Origin of the sequence: Devosia sp. (assembly GCF_030689745.1) — a bacterium.
GTDB lineage: Bacteria > Pseudomonadota > Alphaproteobacteria > Rhizobiales > Devosiaceae > Devosia > Devosia alba.
In genome coordinates, this window is sequence record NZ_JAUYGL010000113.1 from 44,447 (window position 1) to 65,756 (window position 21,310).

At 61.3% G+C, this 21,310-nt stretch carries 23 protein-coding genes; 17 read left to right on the forward strand and 6 right to left on the reverse strand.

What is annotated here, in order from left to right:
* The first annotated feature begins 72 nt into the window (after positions 1–72).
* The 3 genes from acnA (at position 73) to Q8O80_RS10435 (ending at position 4,285) form a co-directional block, all read left to right on the forward strand.
* Positions 73–2,745 (forward strand): aconitate hydratase AcnA, encoded by a 2,673-nt coding sequence (gene acnA, locus Q8O80_RS10425; protein ID WP_371136162.1) that lies wholly within the window; start codon positions 73–75, stop codon positions 2,743–2,745.
* A 130-nt stretch (positions 2,746–2,875) separates the two neighbouring features.
* A complete protein-coding gene (locus tag Q8O80_RS10430; protein ID WP_305579448.1) occupies positions 2,876–3,613 on the forward strand; it encodes a thioredoxin family protein in 738 nt (245 codons plus the stop codon).
* A gap of 282 nt (positions 3,614–3,895) precedes the next feature.
* Complete coding sequence (locus Q8O80_RS10435) at positions 3,896–4,285, forward strand: DUF2794 domain-containing protein (protein ID WP_305579404.1); 390 nt, start codon at positions 3,896–3,898, stop codon at positions 4,283–4,285.
* A gap of 30 nt (positions 4,286–4,315) precedes the next feature.
* Here Q8O80_RS10435 and Q8O80_RS10440 read toward each other — a convergent pair whose 3' ends face one another.
* Both Q8O80_RS10440 and Q8O80_RS10445 read right to left on the reverse strand, forming a co-directional pair.
* The gene (locus Q8O80_RS10440; RefSeq protein WP_305579405.1) at positions 4,316–4,816 is read right to left on the reverse strand and encodes a GNAT family N-acetyltransferase; all 501 of its coding nucleotides are present in this window, start codon (positions 4,814–4,816) and stop codon (positions 4,316–4,318) included.
* Between the two features lie 102 nt (positions 4,817–4,918).
* Entirely contained in the window at positions 4,919–5,689 is a 771-nt protein-coding gene (locus Q8O80_RS10445; protein WP_305579406.1) for a Bax inhibitor-1/YccA family protein, read from the reverse strand.
* A 200-nt stretch (positions 5,690–5,889) separates the two neighbouring features.
* Here Q8O80_RS10445 and thpR point away from each other — a divergent pair, with 200 nt between their 5' ends.
* The 6 genes from thpR (at position 5,890) to Q8O80_RS10475 (ending at position 10,232) form a co-directional block, all read left to right on the forward strand.
* On the forward strand, positions 5,890–6,429 hold the full coding sequence (gene thpR, locus Q8O80_RS10450; protein WP_305579407.1) for an RNA 2',3'-cyclic phosphodiesterase: 540 nt from the start codon (positions 5,890–5,892) through the stop codon (positions 6,427–6,429).
* A gap of 219 nt (positions 6,430–6,648) precedes the next feature.
* Complete coding sequence (locus Q8O80_RS10455; RefSeq protein WP_305579408.1) at positions 6,649–7,170, forward strand: invasion associated locus B family protein; 522 nt, start codon at positions 6,649–6,651, stop codon at positions 7,168–7,170.
* Positions 7,171–7,262: 92 nt separating this feature from the next.
* Positions 7,263–7,766 (forward strand): invasion associated locus B family protein, encoded by a 504-nt coding sequence (locus Q8O80_RS10460; RefSeq protein WP_305579409.1) that lies wholly within the window; start codon positions 7,263–7,265, stop codon positions 7,764–7,766.
* A 123-nt stretch (positions 7,767–7,889) separates the two neighbouring features.
* Positions 7,890–9,095, forward strand: coding sequence for a 23S rRNA (adenine(2503)-C(2))-methyltransferase RlmN (rlmN, locus tag Q8O80_RS10465; RefSeq protein ID WP_305579410.1), 1,206 nt, complete (start codon positions 7,890–7,892; stop codon positions 9,093–9,095).
* Positions 9,096–9,159: 64 nt separating this feature from the next.
* Complete coding sequence (locus Q8O80_RS10470; protein ID WP_305579411.1) at positions 9,160–9,837, forward strand: DUF433 domain-containing protein; 678 nt, start codon at positions 9,160–9,162, stop codon at positions 9,835–9,837.
* A complete protein-coding gene (locus Q8O80_RS10475) occupies positions 9,834–10,232 on the forward strand; it encodes a hypothetical protein (protein WP_305579412.1) in 399 nt (132 codons plus the stop codon). Before Q8O80_RS10470 ends, Q8O80_RS10475 begins: the two co-directional genes overlap by 4 nt.
* Before the next feature lie 6 nt (positions 10,233–10,238).
* Here Q8O80_RS10475 and Q8O80_RS10480 read toward each other — a convergent pair whose 3' ends face one another.
* Both Q8O80_RS10480 and Q8O80_RS10485 read right to left on the reverse strand, forming a co-directional pair.
* Positions 10,239–10,886, reverse strand: a complete 648-nt coding sequence (locus Q8O80_RS10480; RefSeq protein ID WP_305579413.1) for a LysE family translocator — start codon at positions 10,884–10,886, stop codon at positions 10,239–10,241.
* 74 nt (positions 10,887–10,960) lie between these two features.
* The gene (locus Q8O80_RS10485; RefSeq protein WP_305579414.1) at positions 10,961–11,428 is read right to left on the reverse strand and encodes an Lrp/AsnC family transcriptional regulator; all 468 of its coding nucleotides are present in this window, start codon (positions 11,426–11,428) and stop codon (positions 10,961–10,963) included.
* Positions 11,429–11,558: 130 nt separating this feature from the next.
* On the opposite strand from Q8O80_RS10485, the gene Q8O80_RS10490 reads away from it, so the two are divergent.
* The 8 genes from Q8O80_RS10490 to Q8O80_RS10525 all read left to right on the forward strand — a co-directional run bounded on the left by Q8O80_RS10490 (position 11,559) and on the right by Q8O80_RS10525 (position 20,009).
* Positions 11,559–12,785, forward strand: coding sequence for an argininosuccinate synthase (locus Q8O80_RS10490; protein WP_305579415.1), 1,227 nt, complete (start codon positions 11,559–11,561; stop codon positions 12,783–12,785).
* A 169-nt stretch (positions 12,786–12,954) separates the two neighbouring features.
* Positions 12,955–15,093 carry a bifunctional diguanylate cyclase/phosphodiesterase gene (locus Q8O80_RS10495; protein ID WP_305579449.1) on the forward strand — a complete coding sequence of 713 codons (2,139 nt, stop codon included), beginning with the start codon at positions 12,955–12,957 and terminating at the stop codon, positions 15,091–15,093.
* A 209-nt stretch (positions 15,094–15,302) separates the two neighbouring features.
* Positions 15,303–17,117 (forward strand): translational GTPase TypA, encoded by a 1,815-nt coding sequence (typA, locus tag Q8O80_RS10500; RefSeq protein WP_305579416.1) that lies wholly within the window; start codon positions 15,303–15,305, stop codon positions 17,115–17,117.
* A gap of 92 nt (positions 17,118–17,209) precedes the next feature.
* Positions 17,210–17,818, forward strand: a complete 609-nt coding sequence (locus tag Q8O80_RS10505; RefSeq protein ID WP_305579417.1) for a DedA family protein — start codon at positions 17,210–17,212, stop codon at positions 17,816–17,818.
* Positions 17,819–17,913: 95 nt separating this feature from the next.
* Complete coding sequence (gene leuD, locus Q8O80_RS10510) at positions 17,914–18,519, forward strand: 3-isopropylmalate dehydratase small subunit (protein ID WP_305579418.1); 606 nt, start codon at positions 17,914–17,916, stop codon at positions 18,517–18,519.
* 4 nt (positions 18,520–18,523) lie between these two features.
* Complete coding sequence (locus tag Q8O80_RS10515; protein WP_305579419.1) at positions 18,524–18,949, forward strand: N-acetyltransferase; 426 nt, start codon at positions 18,524–18,526, stop codon at positions 18,947–18,949.
* Positions 18,950–18,953: 4 nt separating this feature from the next.
* Positions 18,954–19,349: a RidA family protein gene (locus tag Q8O80_RS10520; protein WP_305579420.1), complete on the forward strand. Its 396-nt coding sequence runs from the start codon at positions 18,954–18,956 to the stop codon at positions 19,347–19,349.
* Positions 19,350–19,364: 15 nt separating this feature from the next.
* Positions 19,365–20,009, forward strand: coding sequence for a type II CAAX prenyl endopeptidase Rce1 family protein (locus tag Q8O80_RS10525; protein WP_305579421.1), 645 nt, complete (start codon positions 19,365–19,367; stop codon positions 20,007–20,009).
* A gap of 23 nt (positions 20,010–20,032) precedes the next feature.
* Here the strand turns inward: Q8O80_RS10525 and Q8O80_RS10530 are convergent, their stop codons facing one another.
* Positions 20,033–20,302, reverse strand: coding sequence for a DUF1127 domain-containing protein (locus Q8O80_RS10530; protein ID WP_305579422.1), 270 nt, complete (start codon positions 20,300–20,302; stop codon positions 20,033–20,035).
* Positions 20,277–21,266, reverse strand: a complete 990-nt coding sequence (locus tag Q8O80_RS10535) for a homocysteine S-methyltransferase family protein (protein WP_305579423.1) — start codon at positions 21,264–21,266, stop codon at positions 20,277–20,279. Before Q8O80_RS10535 ends, Q8O80_RS10530 begins: the two co-directional genes overlap by 26 nt.
* Positions 21,267–21,310 lie beyond the last annotated feature (44 nt).

Consider the following 21,310-nt stretch of genomic DNA (forward strand, 5'->3'; position numbering starts at 1 on the left):
GCTATTGAGTGGATTCGGGGAGCTTTCCTGAACCCGAGCGCCTGCCGCAACACGAGATGACGGGCGGACATAGTGACCTCAAAAAACAGCTTCAAGTCGAAATCGACCCTGGTGGTCGGCGGCAAAACCTACACCTATTACTCGATAGTGGAAGCCGAGAAGAACGGCCTGGCGGGCGTTTCCAGCCTGCCGCACTCGATGAAGGTGGTGCTCGAAAACCTGCTGCGGTTCGAAGATGATCGCACCGTGACCAAGGCCGATATCGAGGCTGTTGCCACCTGGCTGAAGACGCGGACCTCGGAGCAGGAAATTTCCTATCGTCCGGCCCGTGTGCTGATGCAGGACTTTACCGGCGTGCCGGCCGTGGTGGACCTGGCCGCGATGCGCGACGCGACGGCCAAGCTCGGCGCCGATCCGCAGAAAATCAATCCACTGGTGCCGGTCGATCTGGTCATCGATCACTCGGTGATGGTGGACAGCTTCGGTACGCCGCAGTCGTTCGGGCAGAATGTCGAGCTCGAATATGAGCGCAATGGGGAACGCTATGAGTTCCTGCGCTGGGGTCAGTCGGCCTTTGACAATTTCCGCGTGGTGCCCCCCGGCACCGGCATCTGCCATCAGGTGAACCTGGAATATCTGGCGCAGACCGTGTGGACCAAGGAAGAGAATGGCGAGACCGTTGCCTATCCCGACACCCTTGTGGGCACCGATTCGCACACCACCATGGTCAATGGTCTGGCCGTGCTGGGCTGGGGCGTGGGCGGCATCGAGGCAGAGGCCGCCATGCTGGGCCAGCCGATCACCATGATGATCCCCGAGGTTGTCGGCTTCAAGATGACCGGCAAGATCAATGAAGGCATCACCGCGACCGATCTGGTGCTGACCGTCACCGAAATGCTGCGAAAGAAGGGCGTGGTCGGCAAGTTTGTCGAGTTCTACGGCCCGGGCCTTGATTATCTCAGTCTCGAAGATCAGGCGACGATCGCCAATATGGCGCCCGAATATGGCGCCACCTGCGGCTATTTCCCGGTCGATGCCGATACGCTGAAATATCTGAGCACATCGGGTCGCGATGCCGACCGCGTGGCGCTGGTGGAAGCCTATTCCAAGGCGCAGGGCATGTTCCGCGAGACCACTTCGGCCGATCCGGTCTTTACCTCGACCATCGAACTCGATCTGACCACTGTCGTGCCGTCGATCTCGGGCCCCAAGCGCCCGCAGGACCGGATCGCGCTCGACAATGCCAAGCCGGCCTTTGCCGCAGCTTTGCCCAAGGAATTCGGCAAGACCGACAATCCCAAGATTGCCGTTGAGGGCACTGACTACGCCATTGGTCACGGTGATGTGGTGATCGCCGCCATCACCTCGTGCACCAATACCTCCAATCCATCGGTGCTGGTGGCAGCGGGTCTGGTGGCCCGCAAGGCGCGGGCCCTGGGTCTGGACTCCAAGCCATGGGTGAAAACCTCGCTGGCGCCCGGCTCGCAGGTCGTCACCGATTATCTCGATAGCGCCGGGCTTTCGGCCGATCTTGACGCCATCGGTTTCAACCTGGTCGGCTATGGCTGCACCACCTGTATCGGCAATTCCGGTCCGCTGCCGGCGCCCATCGCCAAGGCGGTGCAGGAGGGCGATCTGGTTGCCGCTTCGGTGCTTTCGGGCAACCGCAACTTTGAAGGCCGTGTGAACCCGGACGTGAAGGCCAACTATCTGGCGTCCCCGCCGCTGGTGGTGGCCTATGCCATTGCCGGGTCGATGAATATCGACATCACAAGGGACCCGATCGGCACCTCCAAGGATGGCCAGCCGGTTTACCTCAAGGACATCTGGCCCTCCAATCACGAGGTTGCCGAGATCGTGCGCACGCATGTGACCAAGGAAATGTTCCAGGGCCGCTATTCGGACGTCTTCAAGGGCGACGAAAACTGGCAGGGTATTGCGGTGGATGGCGGCGAGACCTACCGCTGGAACGCCAGCTCGACCTATGTTCAGAATCCGCCCTATTTCGAGGGCATGACGATGGACCCCAAGCCCATCACCAATGTCGCCAATGCCAAGGTGCTGGCGCTGTTCCTCGATTCGATCACGACCGACCACATTTCGCCGGCGGGCTCGTTCAAGTCGACGACACCGGCTGGCAGATATCTCGAAAGCCATCAGGTCGCACCCAGGGACTTCAACTCCTATGGCGCGCGTCGCGGCAACCATGAAGTGATGATGCGCGGCACATTCGCCAATATCCGCATCAAGAACCAGATGCTGCCCGGCGTTGAAGGTGGTTACACCAAGGGCCCGGACGGCTCGCAGATGGCCATCTATGACGCCGCCATGGCCTATCAGGCCGCCGGCACGCCACTCGTGGTGTTTGCCGGCAAGGAATACGGCACCGGTTCAAGCCGTGACTGGGCGGCGAAGGGCACCAATCTGCTGGGTGTCCGCGCCGTGATCGCCCAGTCGTTCGAGCGGATTCACCGCTCCAATCTGGTTGGCATGGGCGTTATCCCGCTGCAGTTCAAGGATGGCGAGAGCTGGCAGACGCTCGGGCTTGATGGCACTGAGACCGTGGACATTGAGGGTGTGACCGAGATCGCGCCGCGCGCCATGGTCACCGTCAAGATCACCCGTGCCGATGGCTCGGTGCTCAATATCGAAACCCGCTGCCGCATCGATACCGCCAACGAGCTCGACTATTACAAGCATGGCGGCATTCTGCACTACGTGCTGCGTAGCCTGGTCGCTGCGTAAGCGATCGGCGACCTTGTCTCGACATGGCGGCCCGATGGGCCGCCATTTTTATTGGGGGCAGCAGGTGGTTTTGAGCTCTCACCCTCTTTTGACTGGCGGGGGCGGGTGGCGGCGGACTACAACCGTGGCCATGAGACTTGCAAGCTGGCTGACCACCCTGAGTGCCATTGTTGTTCTGAGCGCGCTGGCCCAGCCAGCTGCGGCTGATGGCGTAAGCCTGCGGCCCAAGGCGGTGGTCGAGTTGTTCACCAGCCAGGGCTGCTCGTCGTGTCCGCCTGCCGACGCGCTGTTGACCAGCCTGGCTGATCAGGGCGATGTGCTGGCACTGGCCTACCACGTTGATTATTGGGACTATGCGGGCTGGAAGGACACGTTCGGCGCGGCTGACTATTCGGACCGCCAGCGTGCCTATGCCCAGAGCTGGGGCTCATCGCGCATCTATACGCCGCAAATGGTGGTCAACGGCACCAAGGGCGTGGTCGGGTCGCGGCGCCCGGACGTATATCGGGCGATTGATCGGGCCCAGCTGCCGCTGCACATCGACGTCACCGAAGTCGGCGACATGCTCAGGATCGCCATTCCGGCCGATACCACGCTGAAAGATGCGGTGGTCTGGCTAGTGACCTATTCGGACCGCGCCGATGTCACTATCGAACGGGGCAATAATGCCGGCAAGACCATGGTCTACACCCAGATCGTTACCGGCAGGCAAGTGCTGGGGCTGTGGGAATGCGCCACGGGTGCCGATATCAAGCTGCCGATCCCGGAGGTGCTGGCGGACAGAAGTACCGGCATTGCAGTGATTGTACAGCAGGAGAACGACGGCTTGCCCGGGCCAATTCTGGGTGCTGCCGCCTTCGAGCGCTGAACTTCCCACCAGCAGCAACGAAAAACCCCGTCCTTGGGGGCAAGGACGGGGACCAGTCGGGTCAACTCAATTTGAGAAGCTGGCACCCGGGCTTCAAGGTTTGGGGGCTCATTCGGCCCGGGCGCCAACCACTGGAGGCAATGGTCAGACTATGTCCGCCCAATTGGGCAGGTTCAGGGACAAATTGTGGCCGGATTGGGAATTGTTCGTTCCCGAGGGGCCTTGCATCGCGGGCTGAATGCCCCGATCATGACGTCACGGTGACACGGAGTATTCGGAGCAGTGCAAAAGCGCACACCGAACGGCAACAACGGATCGCTCATGCTGGTGCATGCCAGCGAGCCTGCGGCAAATGCCAGCAATGCCAAGGTTCCCGTCAGCGTCGTGTTCGATCGAAAAGAGTTGGCGCTGATCCTGTCTGTCTATGGACGCAAGGTGGGGCAGGGGGAGTGGCGCGATTACGCCATGGATTTCCTGCGCGAGCGGGCGATGTTCTCCATCTATGCCCGGGTGTCGGAGCGTCCCCTGTTCATCATCGAGAAGACCCCGCGCCTGCGCAACAAGCAGGGGCAATACACCGTCACCAATCAGCAGGGCCGCATTCTCCGGCGTGGCCATGACATCGCCCAGGTCTTGCGGGTGCTGGACCCGCATCTGGCGGTGGTCGGCTAGACGATCACCCTGCGGCCGAACATCACCTGACTACAGCGCGAGCTGCATGTGGACGATGTCGAGCCAGCGGTCGAACTTGAAGCCGAGTGCCTCGTGCCGGCCGATATGGCGGAAGCCGAGCTTTTCGTGCAGCCGGATCGAGCCGCTGCCTTCGGCGGTGATGACGGCAACCATCTGTTTGAAACCAAAGTCCCGCGACTGGCGGATGATCTCGTCCATCATCGCGGTGCCCAGGCCGCGCCCCATGGCGTCCGGGGCACAATAGACCGAGTTCTCGCAGGTGAAGCGATAGGCGGGGCGGGGGCGGTAGACCGAGGCATAGGCATAGCCCAGCAGTGCGCCATCGGGCTTCTGCGCCATGACGATGGGGTGGCCGGCGGCCAGCATGTGGCCGAATTTTTCGCCCAGCACCGCCTCGCCGGGGGCTTCGAGATCGAAGGTGGCCACCGAGTGCTCGACATAATGCTTGTAGATGGCGGTGATGGCGGGAATGTCAGCCCACTGGAAAGGGCGCAAGGAGAATTCGGACACGGCATGCACTCGGACAAAAGAAAAGGACCGCAGCCTTTGTAGACTGCGGTCCGATTTGTCGTCCAACCAAATTGCTGCCTGTGCAATCAGGAAGGCTGCTGGCTACTCGCGATTGCCGAACAGGCGCAGCAGCATCAGGAACAGGTTGATGAAGTCCAGATAGAGGCGCAGCGCGCCCATGATGGCACCCTTGGCCAGCACTTCCGTGCTGTGGCTTTCGGAGTATTCTTCCTTGATCTTCTGGGTATCGTAGGCGGTAAGGCCCACGAAGATCAGCACGCCGACCACCGAGATGATGAATTCCATCATCGAGGACTGCATGAAGATGTTGACCACCGAGGCGATGATCAGGCCGATCAGGCCCATCATCAGGAAGCTGCCCATGCCGGTCAGGTCCCGCTTGGTGGTGTAGCCATACAGGCTCATCGAGCCGAAGGTCGCGGCGGTAATGAAGAACACCTTGGCGATGGACGCGTCAGTATAGACCAGGAAGATCGAGCTCAGCGACAGGCCCATGATCGCGGCAAAGCCCCAGAAGGCGCCCTGTGCGGCCGGGACGGAGAGCTTGTTGATGCCAAAGCTCAGCACCAGCACGAAAGCGAGCGGTGCCAGCATGACAACCCACTGCAGCGGGCTGGCGAACAGCAGATAGCCCCACTGTGTCAGCATGGTGCCATTGGTCATGGTCGCGACAGCAGCGTCGGGATTGGTGGTGACGGCAGCGGCGGCAGCAAACCAGGCCGCCAGGCCGGTTACCACCAGGCCAATGCCCATGTAATTGTAGACGCGCAGCATGTAGCTGCGAAGGCCCTCGTCGATGGCAGCGGCCGAGCCGGCCCGCGCACCAAGGGTCTGACGGTCATATTCAGCCATGTATTCGGTTCCTTTCCCAGATAAAGCGGTGTTTCGCACCGCCGGTGGGCGTTTATTGCCACTTGATGGTCAATATGGATGGGGCGCCAAGCGTTTACAAGGGTTCTCGGCTTGTTGCGACGATAAGACTGGCCCGGCAGGTCGGCTGTGCTACGGTCGAGCTGCGAATCGACTTGATCTGAGTATAAGAGGAGGGCCCCATGCCCCGGCTCTTCACCGGTCTGGAAATCCCCGAGGACGTGGGTTTTGCCCTGTCCTTGAAGCGGGGCGGGCTCTCCGGCGCACGCTGGATTGATGTCGAAAACTATCACATCACCCTGCGGTTCATCGGCGATGTGGATCATCCCATGGCCGAAGAGGTGGCCGACAGCCTCGACCGGCTGGCAAACTCGATGCGCTTTGATGTCCGGCTGACCCATCTGGGCAGTTTTGGGGGCGACAAGCCCCGCTCGCTCTATGCCGGCATCGAGCCAAGCGAGACGCTCAACCGCTTGCAGGCGGCCCAGGAGCGGGTGCTGCAGCGGGCCGGCCTGGCGCCGGAGGGTCGAAAATTCGTGCCGCATGTGACACTGGCCCGACTGCGCGGCAGCACCGCGCTTGATGTGGCGCGGTTCATCGCCGAGGCGGGCCGGTTCGAGCCGCTCAGTTTTCCGGTGGGGCGATTCGTGTTGTACTCGAGCAGGGATTCGGTGGGCGGTGGTCCCTATGTGGTGGAGCAGCACTATCCCCTGGCGGCTTGAAGCGGCGCAGTCACGAGCCTGTTAGCGCGATATTAACCCTGGCAGCGCAAACCGGTCTGCAATTGTGCTCACTGCCAAACTGCTGCCGCGTTTGGCAGGCAGTTGAAGCAAATTCGATCGAATGCGGCGGCATTTGACACCTTGGTAACCATGTCGGGGGCAGAGTCGGCGGGTGGCTCACCTCGATAACGGACCTTCAAGATGAGGAAAAAATTGGCGATGACGAGTAAAACCGGAAGCCTAGCAGTCGGGCTCGCGGTCGGCGTGATCATGGCTCTGGCGCCAGCCGCGCAGGCGCAGCAGGCGACCGAGTTGGGGACCTTCAATGCCTGGACCGCCTGGCAGGCGACTGACGCGAGTGGCTTGATCTGCTATGTTTCGGCAGCGCCGCAGTCCAGTGAGCCGGCCGGGGCGAACCGCGACCCGATCCATTTTATGATCATCCACCGCAAGGGCATGGGTACCAAGAACGAGGTGCAGACCATTATTGGCTACCCGTTCAACACGACCGATGCCAAGGCCAGCGCCACTATCGATGGCAAGTCCTATCCCATGGTCACCGAAGGTTCTGCCGCCTGGCTGGCCTCGACCGGCGATGAAGGCGGCTTCGTGCAGGCGTTCAAGGCGGGCACCAATCTGACCGTCAAAGGCACCAGCCAGCGCGGTACCGAAACCACGGACAGCTATTCGCTGAGCGGCGCAACGGCCGCCGTCAACGCCATTGACGCTGCTTGTCAGTAGGCATCAATTACGGGTTGCCCGGTCCGGGTAATCCGCCCTAACTGGGCGGCGGGCTTGCTGAGCCCCCGCCCCTTATCGTCTTGAGGCCCTCGATGACCAAGTCCGCCATGGCGCTTGCCCTTGCTGCAACGCTCTTTCTGACCAGTGCTGCCAGTGCGCAGCAGGTTCGGCTGCTGGGCGAGCATCGGGCGTGGTCCAGCTATGGCGCCACCGATGCGACGGGCGAAGTCTGCTTTGCCATGACCAAGCCGGAAAGCGTGACGCCGGCGCCGGACGGCTACACCCAAGCCTATATCTATATTACCAACCGGCCTGCCGAGAACGTCACCACCGAGTTCAATCTGGTGGCCGGCTTCACCTTCCAGCCCGATAGCAAGGCCACGCTCACTGTGGACGGGCAGGTGTTCAACCTGTTCACCCAGAACGATGCCGCCTGGCTCGATGATGCCAGCCAGGCCAGCGAGCTGGCCAGCGCGATCCGTGCCGGCTCGAGCATGTCGGTTGAGGGCACCAGTGCCGCCGGTATCAAGGTCAGGCAGGCCTATTCGCTTTCGGGCGCCACTGCAGCGCAGCAATCGATCGCCGCTGCGTGCTAGCAAGGCTGCCGGGCTCGGCGTGAGCGCGGCGCATCCCTGCTGTCGGGTCTGTGACTTTGCCTAGAACGCGCCTATATGCTATTGGCCGCGCCAATCCCGCAGTTTCCGGACCTTTCGCACGCCATGAGCATAGCGCTGAACCTTGACCATTCGTCTGCCATCCGGCCGGCTACCAGCAGCCGGCCGTCGCTGATTGGTCTGAGCAAGCCTGAGCTGGCAAAGGCCCTGACCACGGCCGGGCTGGCCACCGACAAGGAAGCGCGTATGCGCGCCAGCCAGTTGTGGAACTGGCTCTATGTGCATGGCACCACCGATTTCGAGCGCATGACCAATGTGGCGGCGCCGTTCCGGCAGAAGCTGGCGGACGTGTTCAACCTCGATCGCCCCGAGATCGTGTCCGAGCAGGTGTCGACTGACGGCACGCGCAAATGGCTGTTCCGCTTCCGCGACCCGGCCAATCCGAACTATCCTCCGGTCGAGGTGGAAACCGTCTACATTCCTGAAGAAGATCGCGGCACGCTCTGCGTCTCCTCGCAGGTCGGCTGCACGCTGACCTGCTCGTTCTGTCATACCGGCACGCAGAAGCTGGTGCGCAATCTGACCGCCGGGGAAATCCTCGGTCAGATCCTGATGGCGCGCGAACAGCTGGGTGATTTCCCCGGCGGCGTGCGCCCGGATGATGGCGGGCTGGTGCCCGCAGCTGGCACACGCGCCATCACCAATGTGGTGATGATGGGCATGGGCGAGCCGCTCTACAATTACGACAACGTCAAGCAGGCGCTCCTGATCGCCTCGGCCGGTGACGGTATGAGCCTTTCCAAGCGCCGCATTACCCTGTCGACCTCGGGCGTGGTGCCGTTCATCGAGCCGACCGGGCGCGAGATCGACGTGATGCTGGCCATTTCGCTGCATGCTACCAATAATGATCTGCGCGACGTGCTGGTCCCGATCAACAAGAAGTGGCCGCTTGAAGAGCTGCTTGAAGCCTGTCGCACCTATCCCGGCGTATCCAATTCGCGGCGCATCACCTTTGAGTATGTGATGCTCGACGGTATCAATGACAGCGATGCCGAAGCGCGCGAACTGGTGCGGCTGCTGGCCGGCATTCCGGCCAAGATCAATCTGATCCCGTTCAATCCCTGGCCGGGCGCCAATTACGGCACCTCGCCATCAAGCCGGATCGAACGCTTTGCCGATATCGTCAACAAGGCCGGCTATGCCAGCCCGGTGCGCACGCCGCGCGGCCGCGATATTTTTGCCGCCTGCGGCCAGCTCAAGAGCGAAAGTGAACGGCTGAGCAAGAAGGACCGCGAGGCCCTGGCGGGATAGGAACTCGATTCCCAAAACGTCTCACGTAGGCTATCCTCACATTATGTATCACGACGCTAGCCAGTTGAAGATTGTTGGCACGGGCACCTACACGGTGGCCGACGCTGCGAGTTTGTCTGGTGTGCCTGCCACCAGAATTAGGCGCTGGCTGCAGGGTCGGACACGCGAGTATTGTGGCGAGACGGTTTTCGATGAGGCTTTGTGGACATCTCAGCTGCCCATTATTGATAACGGTCTTTATCTGGGATTTAGAGACCTTATAGAGTTGAGGATGGTTGACGCGTTTCGAAGACAAAAACTGTCTCTGCCGTATCTTCGAAAAGTCGTTCAAGCTGCTCGCGACATTGTTGGTGACTCTCATCCATTTTCGACGTCTGCCTTTAAAACTGATGGGCGCCGTCTGTACCTAGAGGTTCTTTCCAAGACGGAAGAACCTAAACTGATCGAAGTGTTGAATGGACAGCATGCTTTCCATTCAATTGTGTCAGTGGGACTAAAGGACGTTAAATTTACAGCTGGAGTCGCTTCGCAATGGGTGCCCGAGACAGGTAAGGGCGAGGTTGTAATCGATCCTGCCAGGTCATTCGGGGCACCAGTGTTGCTTCGATATGGAATTCCAACGAGAGTAATTTCAGAAGCAAACAGGAATGGGCGAAGTTCGGCACAGATCACTTCCGACTATGAAGTTGATCTGAAGGCTGTACGTGCCGCACTGGCCTTCGAAGGCGAACTCGTGGCGTGAAATTGCTATTTGATCATAATGTTTCGCCCAAAGTTCCTAGGGCAATTCATGAGCTGATCAAAGCAGACTTTTCTGAGGCTGCCGCTCTCGGTGATAAGTTTCCCCCAGACGCAGCCGATGTGGATTGGATAGATCAGCTTGGCCGGGAAGGTGGCTGGGCCGTCGTTTCGGGAGACAGGCGAATTACCAAGAACAAGGCGGAGCGAGCAGCTTGGCTTCAAACAGATTTGGTTGGCTTTTTCATGGAGCCCTCGCTCACGGCACTTGATCCATGGCAGCAGACCGCGCGGCTCATTTTTTGGCTTCCAGCTATTCAGGCGCAATTGAAGCTAATTAGTGGTCCAGCCCTTTTTACCCTGCCGCTCAAGGCCTCATCTCGACTTAAGGTACTGTGATGACGTTCATTTCCGGCCTTCAGCGAGCAGGATCGTGGCCGCAAAGGCCATGAAGACTGCGGCAAAGCTCCAGTTCAGCGCCTTGCTCACCCAGGCATTGTCGCGCAGCGTCGTGGTCAGCCATTGCGCGAACAGCACGATGGCGATGACAACCGGCAGCGACACCAGCACAAATTCGACGCCCAGGAACAATAGCTTGCCCACGGCGTCGGGATCTTGCGCCGAGACGAATTGCGGCAGGAAGGTCACGAAGAACAGTGCCACCTTGGGATTGGTCAGATTGATGCCCAGCCCGGTCATGTAGCTTTGCGCCAGCCTGGGGGGCTTGCCGCCCGCCTTGCTGACCAGAATGCCGCCACCGGAGCGGACGGCCTGAATGGCCAGCCAGACCAGATAGAGCGCGCCGACGATCTTGAGCACCCAGAAAGCGGTGGGCGCCGCCACGATCAGCATGGAAATGCCGAAGGCCACCAGTGCGGTATGCACGGCAATGCCGGTCAGGGCGCCCAGCACAGTGGCATAGCCATGCAGGCGGCCAAAATTCATGGTGCGCGAGACGAACAGCGCCATGTCGGGGCCCGGGGTCACCGCGAGCACGAAAGCGGCCAGGGCAAAGGCCAGGATGACGGACAGATCAGGCAGAAAGGCGGGCATGGTGGCTCCCGGCGCGCAGAAATCAGTGACAGATCTAACGCAGTGCGCGGCGCCAGGCCAGCGCATTGGCGGGCTCAGAGCAGGGGCAGTCCGGTGCTGGCCTTGATGGTTTCCATCGGCACGTCGGTCTTGACGCTCTGCACGCTGGGGATGCGGGTGAGATGGTCGGACTGGAAGCGCCAATAGGCATGCAGGTCCGCGGTCACCACCCGCATGATGGCGTCGCATTCCCCCGTGGTCAGATAGCATTCCACCACTTCGGGGAATTTCCGCACGGTGTCGGCAAATTGCTGGGTGACGGCGGCATCCTGGGTCTTGAACCAGACGCGGACGAACACGGTCAGACCGAGGCCGACCCTGGCCGGATTGAGCACGGCGATATAGCGGTCGATGATGCCGGACTCCTCGAGCAGCCGGACCCGGCGCAGGCAGGGCGAGGGCGACAGGCCCACCTGATTGGCCAGCTCGACATTGGAGATGCGGCCATCGTTCTGCAGCACGCGCAGAATGCGGCGATCGATGGCATCGAGCACTAGCGGCATTTAATGCTTCCTGGTTGGCGTGTAGTGGCAGGTTATGCCGCAAACGAAACCATGTGTGAAGTTTTGGCAAGATTATTGCGTTTGAGCTAGTCTATCCTCCCACATCACTATGTTAACAAAGACAGAGCTCATGGCAAAAGATATCAAAAAGGTCGTGCTGGCCTATTCGGGCGGTCTGGACACCTCGATCATCCTGAAATGGCTGCAGGAGACCTATCAGTGCGAAGTGGTGACCTTCACCGCTGATCTGGGGCAGGGCGAAGAACTCGAGCCGGCGCGCAAGAAGGCCGAACTGATGGGGATCAAGGATATCCGCATCGAGGATCTGCGCGAGGAATTCGTGCGCGATTTCGTGTTCCCGATGTTCCGCGCCAATGCCGTCTATGAAGGCGTCTATCTGCTGGGCACCTCGATTGCGCGGCCGCTGATTACCAAGCGCCTGGTCGAGATTGCCCAGGAAGTGGGGGCTGACGCCATTTCCCATGGCGCCACCGGCAAGGGCAATGACCAGGTGCGGTTCGAGCTGACCGCCAATGCGCTCGACCCCTCGATCAAGGTGATTGCGCCCTGGCGCGAGTGGGATATCTCGTCGCGCACGCAGTTGATCGATTACGCTGAAAAGCACCAGATCCAGGTGCCCAAGGACAAGCGCGGCGAGGCCCCGTTCTCGGTCGACGCCAATCTGCTGCACACCTCTTCGGAGGGCAAGGTGCTGGAAGACCCGGCCCAGGTGGCGCCCGAATATGTCTATCAGCGCACCACTGATCCCGAGCAGGCACCCAATACGCCTGAAATCATCACCATCGGCTTCGAGCAGGGCGATGCGGTTTCGGTCAACGGCATCGCGCTGTCCCCGGCGGCACTGCTGACCAAGCTGAACGAACTGGGCGGCAAGCATGGCGTGGGTCGGCTGGACCTGGTGGAAAACCGCTTTGTCGGCATGAAGTCACGCGGTGTCTATGAAACCCCCGGCGGGACAATTCTGCTGGCGGCGCATCGCGGTATCGAATCGATCACGCTTGATCGTGGTGCGGCCCATCTCAAGGACGAGATCATGCCGCGCTATGCCGAGCTGATCTATAATGGCTTCTGGTTTGCGCCCGAGCGCGAAATGCTGCAGGCGCTGATCGACAAGAGCCAGGAATTCGTTACCGGCGAAGTCACCATCAAGCTCTACAAGGGCAGCGCCAGTGTGATCGCCCGCAGCTCGCCCCTGTCGCTGTATTCGGAAGATCTGGTGACCTTTGAAGAGGGTACTGGCAGCTATGACCATCATGATGCCGAAGGTTTCATCAGGCTCAGCGGTCTGCGGCTGAAGACTTATGCTGCCCGCAACAAGCAAATCGGGCGTGGTTAGTCCGTCCACACACTAATAGAGGCTCGCGTTCATTGCGCGGGCTTCATCCCCGCCACCGCTTTAATCCGTCGTTAAGCCATTCGAAATACTCTTGCGGGCGGCGCCATATTAGCGCGCCATTGAGGGGACTCGTCGAGTGCGCACAGTGGAAACTGGCAACTTGAGCGAAATGGCTGAAGCATTGCTGCTTGATGCCGCGCTTGAAAACATTCCATACGGGTTTTGCGTTTGGTCATCGCAATTCCGCCTCGTCATGTGGAACCAGCACTACAGCGATTTTTACGGCTTTGCCGAAGGCGTCCTGCATCGTGGCATGAGCCTTGAAGATGTGGTGCAACTGAGCTTCAGCCTGGGCAATCATCCCGGCCGCACTTCTGCGGAGTTTTACGAAACCTATACCGACGAATTGCTGGCCAATCGCGATGGGGCGCAACGCAAGTCCCAGGAGGAAGTGCGGGGCGGCCGCACCATTCAGTCCTCCCATACCTATTCGGCGGCTCTTGGCTGGGTGGTGACCCATGAGGACATCACCGACGAAGTGGCCCGCACCGAGGTCGTGGAAAAGCGCAAGCTGGAGCTGGAGCGGCAAAACATTCGTCTCGATGCGGCGGTCAACAATATCAGCCAGGGCCTGTGCATGATGGACGCCCGCGGGCGCTTGATCATCTGCAATGAGCCCTATGCCCGCATTTACGGCCTGCCCGAACACCTGCTGCGGCCAGGCACCCAGCTTGACGATGTTCTGGGCCATCTGTTCGACATGGGGATGAGCACAACCGGCACGCGCGAGGAGTATTTTATCTGGCGCCGGGCGCTGATTTCCCGGCGCGAATACGGCAAGACCGTCCATGAGCTCAATAACCGCACCATCATGATGCAACACCATCCCATGAAGGATGGTGGCTGGGTGTCTACCCATGAGGACATTACCGAGCAGAAGCAGAATGAAGCGCGCATCCAGCACCTGGCGCGCCATGATGCGCTGACCGATCTGCCCAACCGGATCGAGTTTCTCGACCAGATGGCCAAGGCCGAGGCGGCGCTCAATCGTGGTGAGATCGCTGCGGTGCTCTATATCGACCTGGATCATTTCAAGGCGGTCAATGACACGCTGGGCCATGCGGTGGGCGACGAGGTCATCAAGCAGGCATCGGCCCGGCTGTGGGGCGCCACGCGTGAGACCGATGTGCTGGCCCGGCTGGGTGGCGACGAGTTCGCGCTGCTATTGCGCCCCATCGACGGGGCCGATTCGGCTGCCAGGGTGGCCGACCGCATTATTCGCTCGATCAGCGCGCCGATGCTGATTGGCGGGCAGCATATCGAGATCGGCGCCAGTATCGGCATTGCGGTGGGCCCCGGCGACGGGGTCAAGACCGACACGCTGGTCAAGAACGCCGATCTGGCGCTCTACAAGGCCAAGAGCGAAGGCCGCTCGACTTACCATTTCTTTGAGACCGGCATGGATGCGGACCTCCAGCAACGCCGCACCATCGAGGCGGGGTTGCGACTGGCCCTGCAGCGCGATGAACTGCGGCTGGTCTATCAACCGCTGCTCGGACTGCAGCAAAACCGCGTCATCTGCGTCGAGGCCCTGCTGCGCTGGGACCATGAAGATCGCACGGTCTCGCCAACCGAGTTCATTCCCATCGCCGAAGAAACCGGGCTGATCGTGCCGATTGGCGAATGGGTGCTGCGCGAGGCCACCAAAACGGCCGCCAAATGGCCCGGCGATGTGCGGGTGGCGGTCAACCTGTCGCCCATGCAGTTCAAGACCCGGGATCTGGTCGGTCTGGTGAAATCGGCGCTCGCCGACGCCCTTCTGCCCGCGTCGCGCCTTGAGCTGGAGATTACCGAGTCGCTCTTGCTGGCGGACAATGAGGCCACGCTCAACGTGCTGCACGAGTTGCGGGCCATGGGGGTGCGCATTTCGATGGACGATTTTGGCACCGGCTATTCCTCGCTGAGCTATTTGCGCAGCTTTCCCTTCGACAAGATCAAGATTGATCGCTCCTTTATGCGCGATCTGACGGACCGCAAGGATAGCCAGGCCATCATGGAGGCGGTGATCGGGCTGGGCCGCTCGCTGGGCATGTCGACGACAGCCGAAGGGGTGGAAACGGAAGAGCAACTGGCCATGGTGCGGGCGCAGGGCGCCACGGAAATCCAGGGTTTCCTGTTCTCGCCGCCCTTGCCACCGGCGGCGCTGCTCAGCCTGCTGCGCGCCCAGGTCAGAAAGGCGCCGGAGCCGGACAGGCCGGCCGCTCGGCCACCGGCAAGCGCCGACGCCGTTCTGGGTCTGGCCCGGTAACCATCCGACACGGTTTGGACGGGCTGCAACCCACCTGTGCATTGGCTGCGCTTGTAGAAAAGGCCATCTTCCTGTAAGGCAGCGCTGAAAGTGCCAGTCCTCCCATTGTCGGAGCATTGGCGCATCTTTATTCCTGCATGGTTCAGCCGTTTGTTGCCGCCCCTATCGCGGCCCGAGGTTTTGGGATCATGCCAACAGGCCGGATCCATATGTCCTTGCGTAATATCGCCATCATCGCCCACGTTGACCACGGTAAGACCACCCTGATCGATGTCCTGCTCAAGCAGTCGGGTTCCTTTCGCGAAAACGAACGCGTCGAAGAGCGCGCCATGGACAGCAATGATATCGAGCGCGAGCGCGGCATCACCATTCTGGCCAAGGTCACCTCGCTGCTGTGGAAAGATACCCGCATCAACATCGTCGACACCCCCGGCCACGCCGACTTCGGCGGTGAAGTCGAGCGCATCCTGTCCATGGTCGATGGCGTGGTGATCCTGGTCGACGCGGCCGAAGGCCCGATGCCCCAGACCAAGTTCGTGCTCGGCAAGGCGCTGGCCCAGGGCCTGCGGCCGATCGTGGCGATCAACAAGATCGACAAGTCCGACGAACGGCACCTTGAAGTGCTCGAAGAAATCTTCGACCTCTTCATCGCGCTGGACGCGACGCCCGATCAGCTCGATTTCCCCGTGCTCTATGGCTCGGCCAAGCAGGGCTGGATGGCCCTGGAGCCCGAGGGTCCCAAGGACGACCTGGGCCCGCTGCTCGACAAGGTCATCGAGCACGTGCCCGAGCCGACCGTTGAGGAAGGCCAGTTCCGCATGCTGGTGACCACCATCGAGCGCAACCCCTTCCTGGGCCGTATCCTGACCGGCCGCATCACCTCGGGCACCGTCAAGTCGAACGATCCGATCCACACCCTCAACCGCGAGGGCAAGGAAGTCGAAAAGGGCCGCGTCTCCAAGGTGCTGGCATTCCGCGGCCTCGAGCGTACCCCGGTGGACCTCGGCGAAGCGGGCGACATCGTCGCCATTGCCGGCCTTGTGACCTCCACCGTGGCCGACACCATCTGTTCGCCGCAGGTCACCACCCCCATCGCTTCCAAGCCGATCGATCCGCCAACCCTGTCGGTGACCTTCCGCATCAATGACGGCCCGCTGGCCGGCCGTGAAGGCGACAAGGTGCAGTCCCGCGTGATCCGTGAACGCCTGATGCGCGAAGCCGAAGGCAATGTGGCCATCCGCGTCACGCCCGGCGAAGACAATGACAGCTATGACGTGGCAGGCCGCGGCGAATTGCAGCTGGCCGTGCTGATTGAAAACATGCGCCGCGAAGGCTTTGAGCTGACCATTGGTCGGCCCAAGGTGCTGTTCAAGGAAGAAAACGGCGTCAAGATGGAGCCGATCGAAGAGGTCATCATCGACGTCGATGATGAGTTCACCGGCACCGTGGTGCAGAAGCTGACCGAGCGGAAGGGCGAATTGACCGATATGCGCCCGTCCGGCATTGGCCGCACCCGCATCCAGCTGCTGGTCCCGACCCGCTCGCTGATCGGTTACCAGCCTGAATTGCTGAGCGATACGCGCGGCACGGCGATCTTCAACCGCCTGTTCCACTCCTTTGTGCCGTTCAAGGGTGAACTGCCCGGTCGCCGCACTGGCGTTTTGATCTCCAATGGCACCGGCCAGTCCGTAGCGTTCGCGCTGTGGAATCTGGAAGACCGTGGTCAGATCATGATCGACTCGGGTGTGGACATCTATGAGGGCATGATCATTGGCGAGCACAGCCGCGAGAACGATCTCGAGGTCAATGCGCTCAAGGGCAAGCAGCTCACCAATATCCGCACCACCTCCAAGGACGAAGCGGTGCGGCTGACTACACCCAAGAAGCTGACGCTGGAGCAGTCGCTGGGCTATATCGCCGAAGACGAATATGTCGAGGTGACGCCCAAGTCCCTGCGCCTGCGCAAGATCTGGCTCGACCCCAATGATCGCAAGCGCATGAGCCGGACCTCCAAGGCCAGCTAAGAAATCCAAGGGCTCCTGCGAATTCGTTGGGGCCCTTACTCTTTCTTGGCAGTTTGCAGTGAAGGTCCGGGCTGGACCAATTGGGGCGAGCAATGACGGCGTGGATTATTCAGACGATTTCGGATCTGGGCTATCTCGGCATCTTTCTGGTGATGCTGGCGGAGTCGCTCTTTCCGCCGATACCGTCCGAACTGATCATCCCGTTTGCCGGTTTTGCTGCCGCCAATGGTGATCTCAACTTTTTTGCGGTGATCGCCACCGCCACGCTGGGCGCCGTGGTGGGCATGCTGCCGTGGTATTATGCCGGTCGGCTGTTCGGGCTCGCCCGGGTGCGCTGGCTGGCCGACAAGTTCGGCCGCTTCATGGCTTTCAATGCCGAGGAGATCGATATTGCCGTCGGCTGGTTCGTCCGCTTCGGGCCGATCATCGTGCTGTTCGGCCGGCTGGTGCCGCTGATCCGCACGCTGATTTCCATTCCGGCCGGTCTGTCCCGGATGCCATTGCCCGTGTTCCTTGTCGCTTCGAGCAGTGGCGCACTGATCTGGAACACCATTTTGACCTCGGCGGGCTATGTGCTGCATGAGCACTATGAGGTGGTCGAGGTGATCGTGGATCCGCTGAGCTATATCGTGCTGGCGCTGGTGGTCCTGATCTACGCCTATCGCGTCATCACCTGGCGGCCGAGCCAGCAGGCCCGCTAGGCCCGAGCCCGCCCTCGGCGAACGGTTTCAGCCATTCCCGGCTTGACCCCAGGCGGGGTTTTGCGCCAAGACCTGTGGCAAAGCGAGGTTTCCTGATGGACAAGTTCACTACCCTGACCGGTGTCGCGGCGCCCCTGCCGTTCATCAATATCGACACCGACATGATCATCCCCAAGCAGTACCTCAAGACCATCAAACGGACCGGGTTGGGTTCGGCGCTGTTTTCCGAGATGCGCTATAATGATGATGGCAGCGAGAACGCTGATTTCGTGCTCAACAAGCCGGCCTATCGCCATGCCCAGATCATCGTGGCGGGCGACAATTTCGGCTGCGGCTCCAGCCGCGAGCATGCGCCGTGGGCGCTGCTGGATTTTGGCATTCGCTGCGTGATCTCGACCAGCTTTGCCGACATTTTCTACAATAACTGTTTCAAGAACGGCATTCTGCCGGTGGTGGTGAGCGCCGAGCAGCTCAAGCTGCTGATGGACGACGCCGAGCGCGGCTCCAACGCCACGCTGACGGTGGATCTGGCAGCCCAGACCATTCGCGGTCCTGACGGCGGCACGATTTCGTTTGATATCGATCCGAGCCGCAAGCAGATCCTGCTCGAGGGCCTTGATGACATTGCCGGCACGCTGAAGTCGGCCCCGGCCATCACCTCGTTTGAGACCGCCATGGCGGCTGACCGCCCCTGGCTCTGAGGCGATGACGACAATCGTCTTCGAGCCCGAGCTGACGCCGGAAAGCCGGGCTGGCGTGGTCGATGGTCTGGTTGCGTTCAACCGCAGCCAGGTCCCTGACGCTGCGCCATTCGCCACGATCGGCCTCGTGCTCAAGAACCCGGTGACCGGGGTCACCGATGGCGGGCTGACTGCCCGCATCAGCTTTGGCTGGATGTTCGTTGAATTGCTGTTCGTGCCGGAACGCCTGCGCGGCCAGGGCGTCGGACGGCAATTGATGGAACGGGCGGAAGCCGTGGCGCGCCAGCGTGGCTGCAGTGGCATCTGGCTTGATACCTTCACCTTCCAGGCGCCGGGGTTTTACAGCAAGCTCGGCTATGCCGTGTTCGGCGAAATCAGCAATTATCCACCCGGCAACAGCCGCTTCTTCCTCCAGAAACATTTGAGCTAACCACATGGTCCAGCGCGTCTCTACCGGTTCACCCTTCGAGGCTACCTTCGGCTATTCCCGCGCGGTGCGGCACGAAGACACCGTCTATGTGTCGGGCACGACCGGCTATGACTATGCCAGCATGACCATGCCCGACGATGTCGGCGCCCAGGCAGCCAATGCCCTGGCCACCATCGACAAGGCACTCAAAGAGGCCGGCTCGTCCATAAAGGACACCGTGCGGGTGGTGTATTATGTCGGCGACCGCGCCGACATCGATGCGGTGGTCAAGGCTGTCGGCCCGGTGTTCAGCGATATCCGTCCGGCCGCCTCCATGCTGATCGTGCAGATGATCGAGCCCGGCATGAAGATCGAGATCGAAGTCACCGCCCGCATCGGTGCGGCCGGCAGTCCCGCCTGATTGGCGGGCGGGGCGATGAACGGCAGACAAATCGCCCTGCTGGTCCACGCAGCGCTCCTCATCGGAGCGCTGTTTTTCATCGTACCCCGGCTCACGGGTTGGGACGCAAGAGCGGGCTATCTGTTCACCCTGGGGTTTTACTGGCTGGCCTTCTGCCTACCGGTCATCGGTCTGCATGCCCTGCCGGGCAATGACGGGCGCCTGTTCTCGGAAAAACTCCCCTGGCGCGACTGGTGGATCCTTCCCCTGCTGCTGGTGCAGGCCGGGCTCGTGGCCCTGATCAGTTTCATGCCCAACACCACCATACTCAGCCATGGCGCCCTGTGGCTGGCCATACTGATTGCCGCCATCAATGCGCCGCTCGAAGAACTCGCCTGGCGGGGCGGCTTTATCGGCACGTTTCACGACCGGCCGCGCCTCGGCTTCTGGCTTGGCTGGGGCTTGTTCACCGCCTGGCACATTCCCCTGGTGCTCAGCGTGGGGATCGTCTTCGACGGTGGCGCCGCGGCGCTGATCGGGGGCGCCACCGCACTGGGGCTGATGTGGAACTGGATCGCCTGGCGCACCGGCTCGGTGTTCTATGTCGGCCTAGCCCATTTCATCACCAATCTTTTCACCTTCTGGGTGCTGTTCGCCCGCAATGGTTTTGCCGGCGCCTGAGGTGACGCCGGCAATAGGATTGTTCAGCGGTGCCGGACCTGGGTGGTCCCGGGCTGCAGGGGGCGTGACCGGCGTATCGGCTCGATCAGCTCGAGCGGATCAAGCCCGATGTCGTAGAGCAGCCGTTCGTCGAGGCTGTGCAACATCAGCACCGTCTGGCGATGCAGCCGGTGGCGACCCAGTCGCTGCCGCAGGCTGGCGAGGCTCCGGCGCAGCGGCCAGGAGAGCTGCCAGGGCAGTTGCCAGGCGCGACGGTGCGACCGCCGCTCAGGCTGAATGGCGAAGTCGCTCATGCTGCACCTCCTGATCGCGCTGCCCGGGCAGGCAGTGGTGGCAAATGGCGCCGATATGGCGGTGATCGGTACCGCAGCAGCCGCCGATAACCCGGATATTGGGCAATAGGGGCAGCAGGCGCTGATAGCGCTGGGCCAGGTCCTGCCAGTCGCCGATATCGAGGGTCTCGCTTTCGTCGAGCTCGGCATGGCTTTTCATCGAGGCGTTGACGCGCAGGCCGCCGATGCGGTCGACCCAGGCGCCGGCATGTCGGATGGTGCTGGCGAAGTGGATGGGGTGCACGCAGTTGATCATGTAATAGGCCGGCGACCCGCCGGTTGCGGCCTCGACCTCCCCGATAGCAGTGCCAAGGCTCTTGCCGCCGGGCAGGTGCCCGTCGGTTTCCAGCGTGAACGAGAGCACGCAGGGCAGGCCGGCCGCCTCGGCCAGCCTGGCAATGCCGATGGCCTCGGGCGTATTGGTCAGCGTATAGGCTGTCACCAGGTCCGCGCCGGCCGCGGCGAAGGCGGCTACCTGGTCTGCGTGATAGGCCATGGCCTCGTCCACGCTCATGGCATCGTCATATTGCCAGGCATCGCGGCGGGGCCCGATGGCGCCGCTGACCACCGTCGGCACGCCAGCGAGATGGAAGCCCTCAGCCACCGTGCGGGAGAAGCGTATGGCAGCCATATTGACCGCCCGCAGGCGCGCTGCGTCATATCCCACCAGCGCACCCCAGTCGGGATTGGCGCGCCAGGTATTGGTGTCGAACAGGAAGCCCTGTCCAGCCTTGGCAGCAATCTCGACATAGGGCTGATAGTATTCACGCATGGCCTGCCGCCCCTGTTCGCTGTCATTGAGCTGAAAGACGGTGAAATTCGGCAGGTCATGACCCTGGTTGAAGATCATGTGGGTTTCGATACCACCATCGGTGACGAACATCTGTCCGGAATTCTGTGGCAGGGTCCTGTTCTGCTTTGCCATTGTGGCCTCCATTAGCGCTTGATCTGGTCGGCGGGCAGCGTTAC

Coding starts and splice junctions, on each gene's coding strand:
- rlmN (WP_305579410.1), top strand. CDS start 7,890: ATGAGCATAGCGCTGAACCTTGACCATTCGTCTGCCATCCGGCCGGCT.
- Q8O80_RS10535 (WP_305579423.1), bottom strand. CDS start 21,266: ATGGCAAAGCAGAACAGGACCCTGCCACAGAATTCCGGACAGATGTTC.
- Q8O80_RS10520 (WP_305579420.1), top strand. CDS start 18,954: ATGGTCCAGCGCGTCTCTACCGGTTCACCCTTCGAGGCTACCTTCGGC.
- Q8O80_RS10495 (WP_305579449.1), top strand. CDS start 12,955: ATGGCTGAAGCATTGCTGCTTGATGCCGCGCTTGAAAACATTCCATAC.
- Q8O80_RS10530 (WP_305579422.1), bottom strand. CDS start 20,302: ATGAGCGACTTCGCCATTCAGCCTGAGCGGCGGTCGCACCGTCGCGCC.
- Q8O80_RS10455 (WP_305579408.1), top strand. CDS start 6,649: ATGACGAGTAAAACCGGAAGCCTAGCAGTCGGGCTCGCGGTCGGCGTG.
- Q8O80_RS10515 (WP_305579419.1), top strand. CDS start 18,524: ATGACGACAATCGTCTTCGAGCCCGAGCTGACGCCGGAAAGCCGGGCT.
- Q8O80_RS10525 (WP_305579421.1), top strand. CDS start 19,365: ATGAACGGCAGACAAATCGCCCTGCTGGTCCACGCAGCGCTCCTCATC.
- Q8O80_RS10445 (WP_305579406.1), bottom strand. CDS start 5,689: ATGGCTGAATATGACCGTCAGACCCTTGGTGCGCGGGCCGGCTCGGCC.
- Q8O80_RS10430 (WP_305579448.1), top strand. CDS start 2,876: ATGAGACTTGCAAGCTGGCTGACCACCCTGAGTGCCATTGTTGTTCTG.
- typA (WP_305579416.1), top strand. CDS start 15,303: ATGTCCTTGCGTAATATCGCCATCATCGCCCACGTTGACCACGGTAAG.
- leuD (WP_305579418.1), top strand. CDS start 17,914: ATGGACAAGTTCACTACCCTGACCGGTGTCGCGGCGCCCCTGCCGTTC.
- Q8O80_RS10505 (WP_305579417.1), top strand. CDS start 17,210: ATGACGGCGTGGATTATTCAGACGATTTCGGATCTGGGCTATCTCGGC.
- Q8O80_RS10480 (WP_305579413.1), bottom strand. CDS start 10,886: ATGCCCGCCTTTCTGCCTGATCTGTCCGTCATCCTGGCCTTTGCCCTG.
- thpR (WP_305579407.1), top strand. CDS start 5,890: ATGCCCCGGCTCTTCACCGGTCTGGAAATCCCCGAGGACGTGGGTTTT.
- Q8O80_RS10460 (WP_305579409.1), top strand. CDS start 7,263: ATGACCAAGTCCGCCATGGCGCTTGCCCTTGCTGCAACGCTCTTTCTG.
- Q8O80_RS10485 (WP_305579414.1), bottom strand. CDS start 11,428: ATGCCGCTAGTGCTCGATGCCATCGATCGCCGCATTCTGCGCGTGCTG.
- Q8O80_RS10490 (WP_305579415.1), top strand. CDS start 11,559: ATGGCAAAAGATATCAAAAAGGTCGTGCTGGCCTATTCGGGCGGTCTG.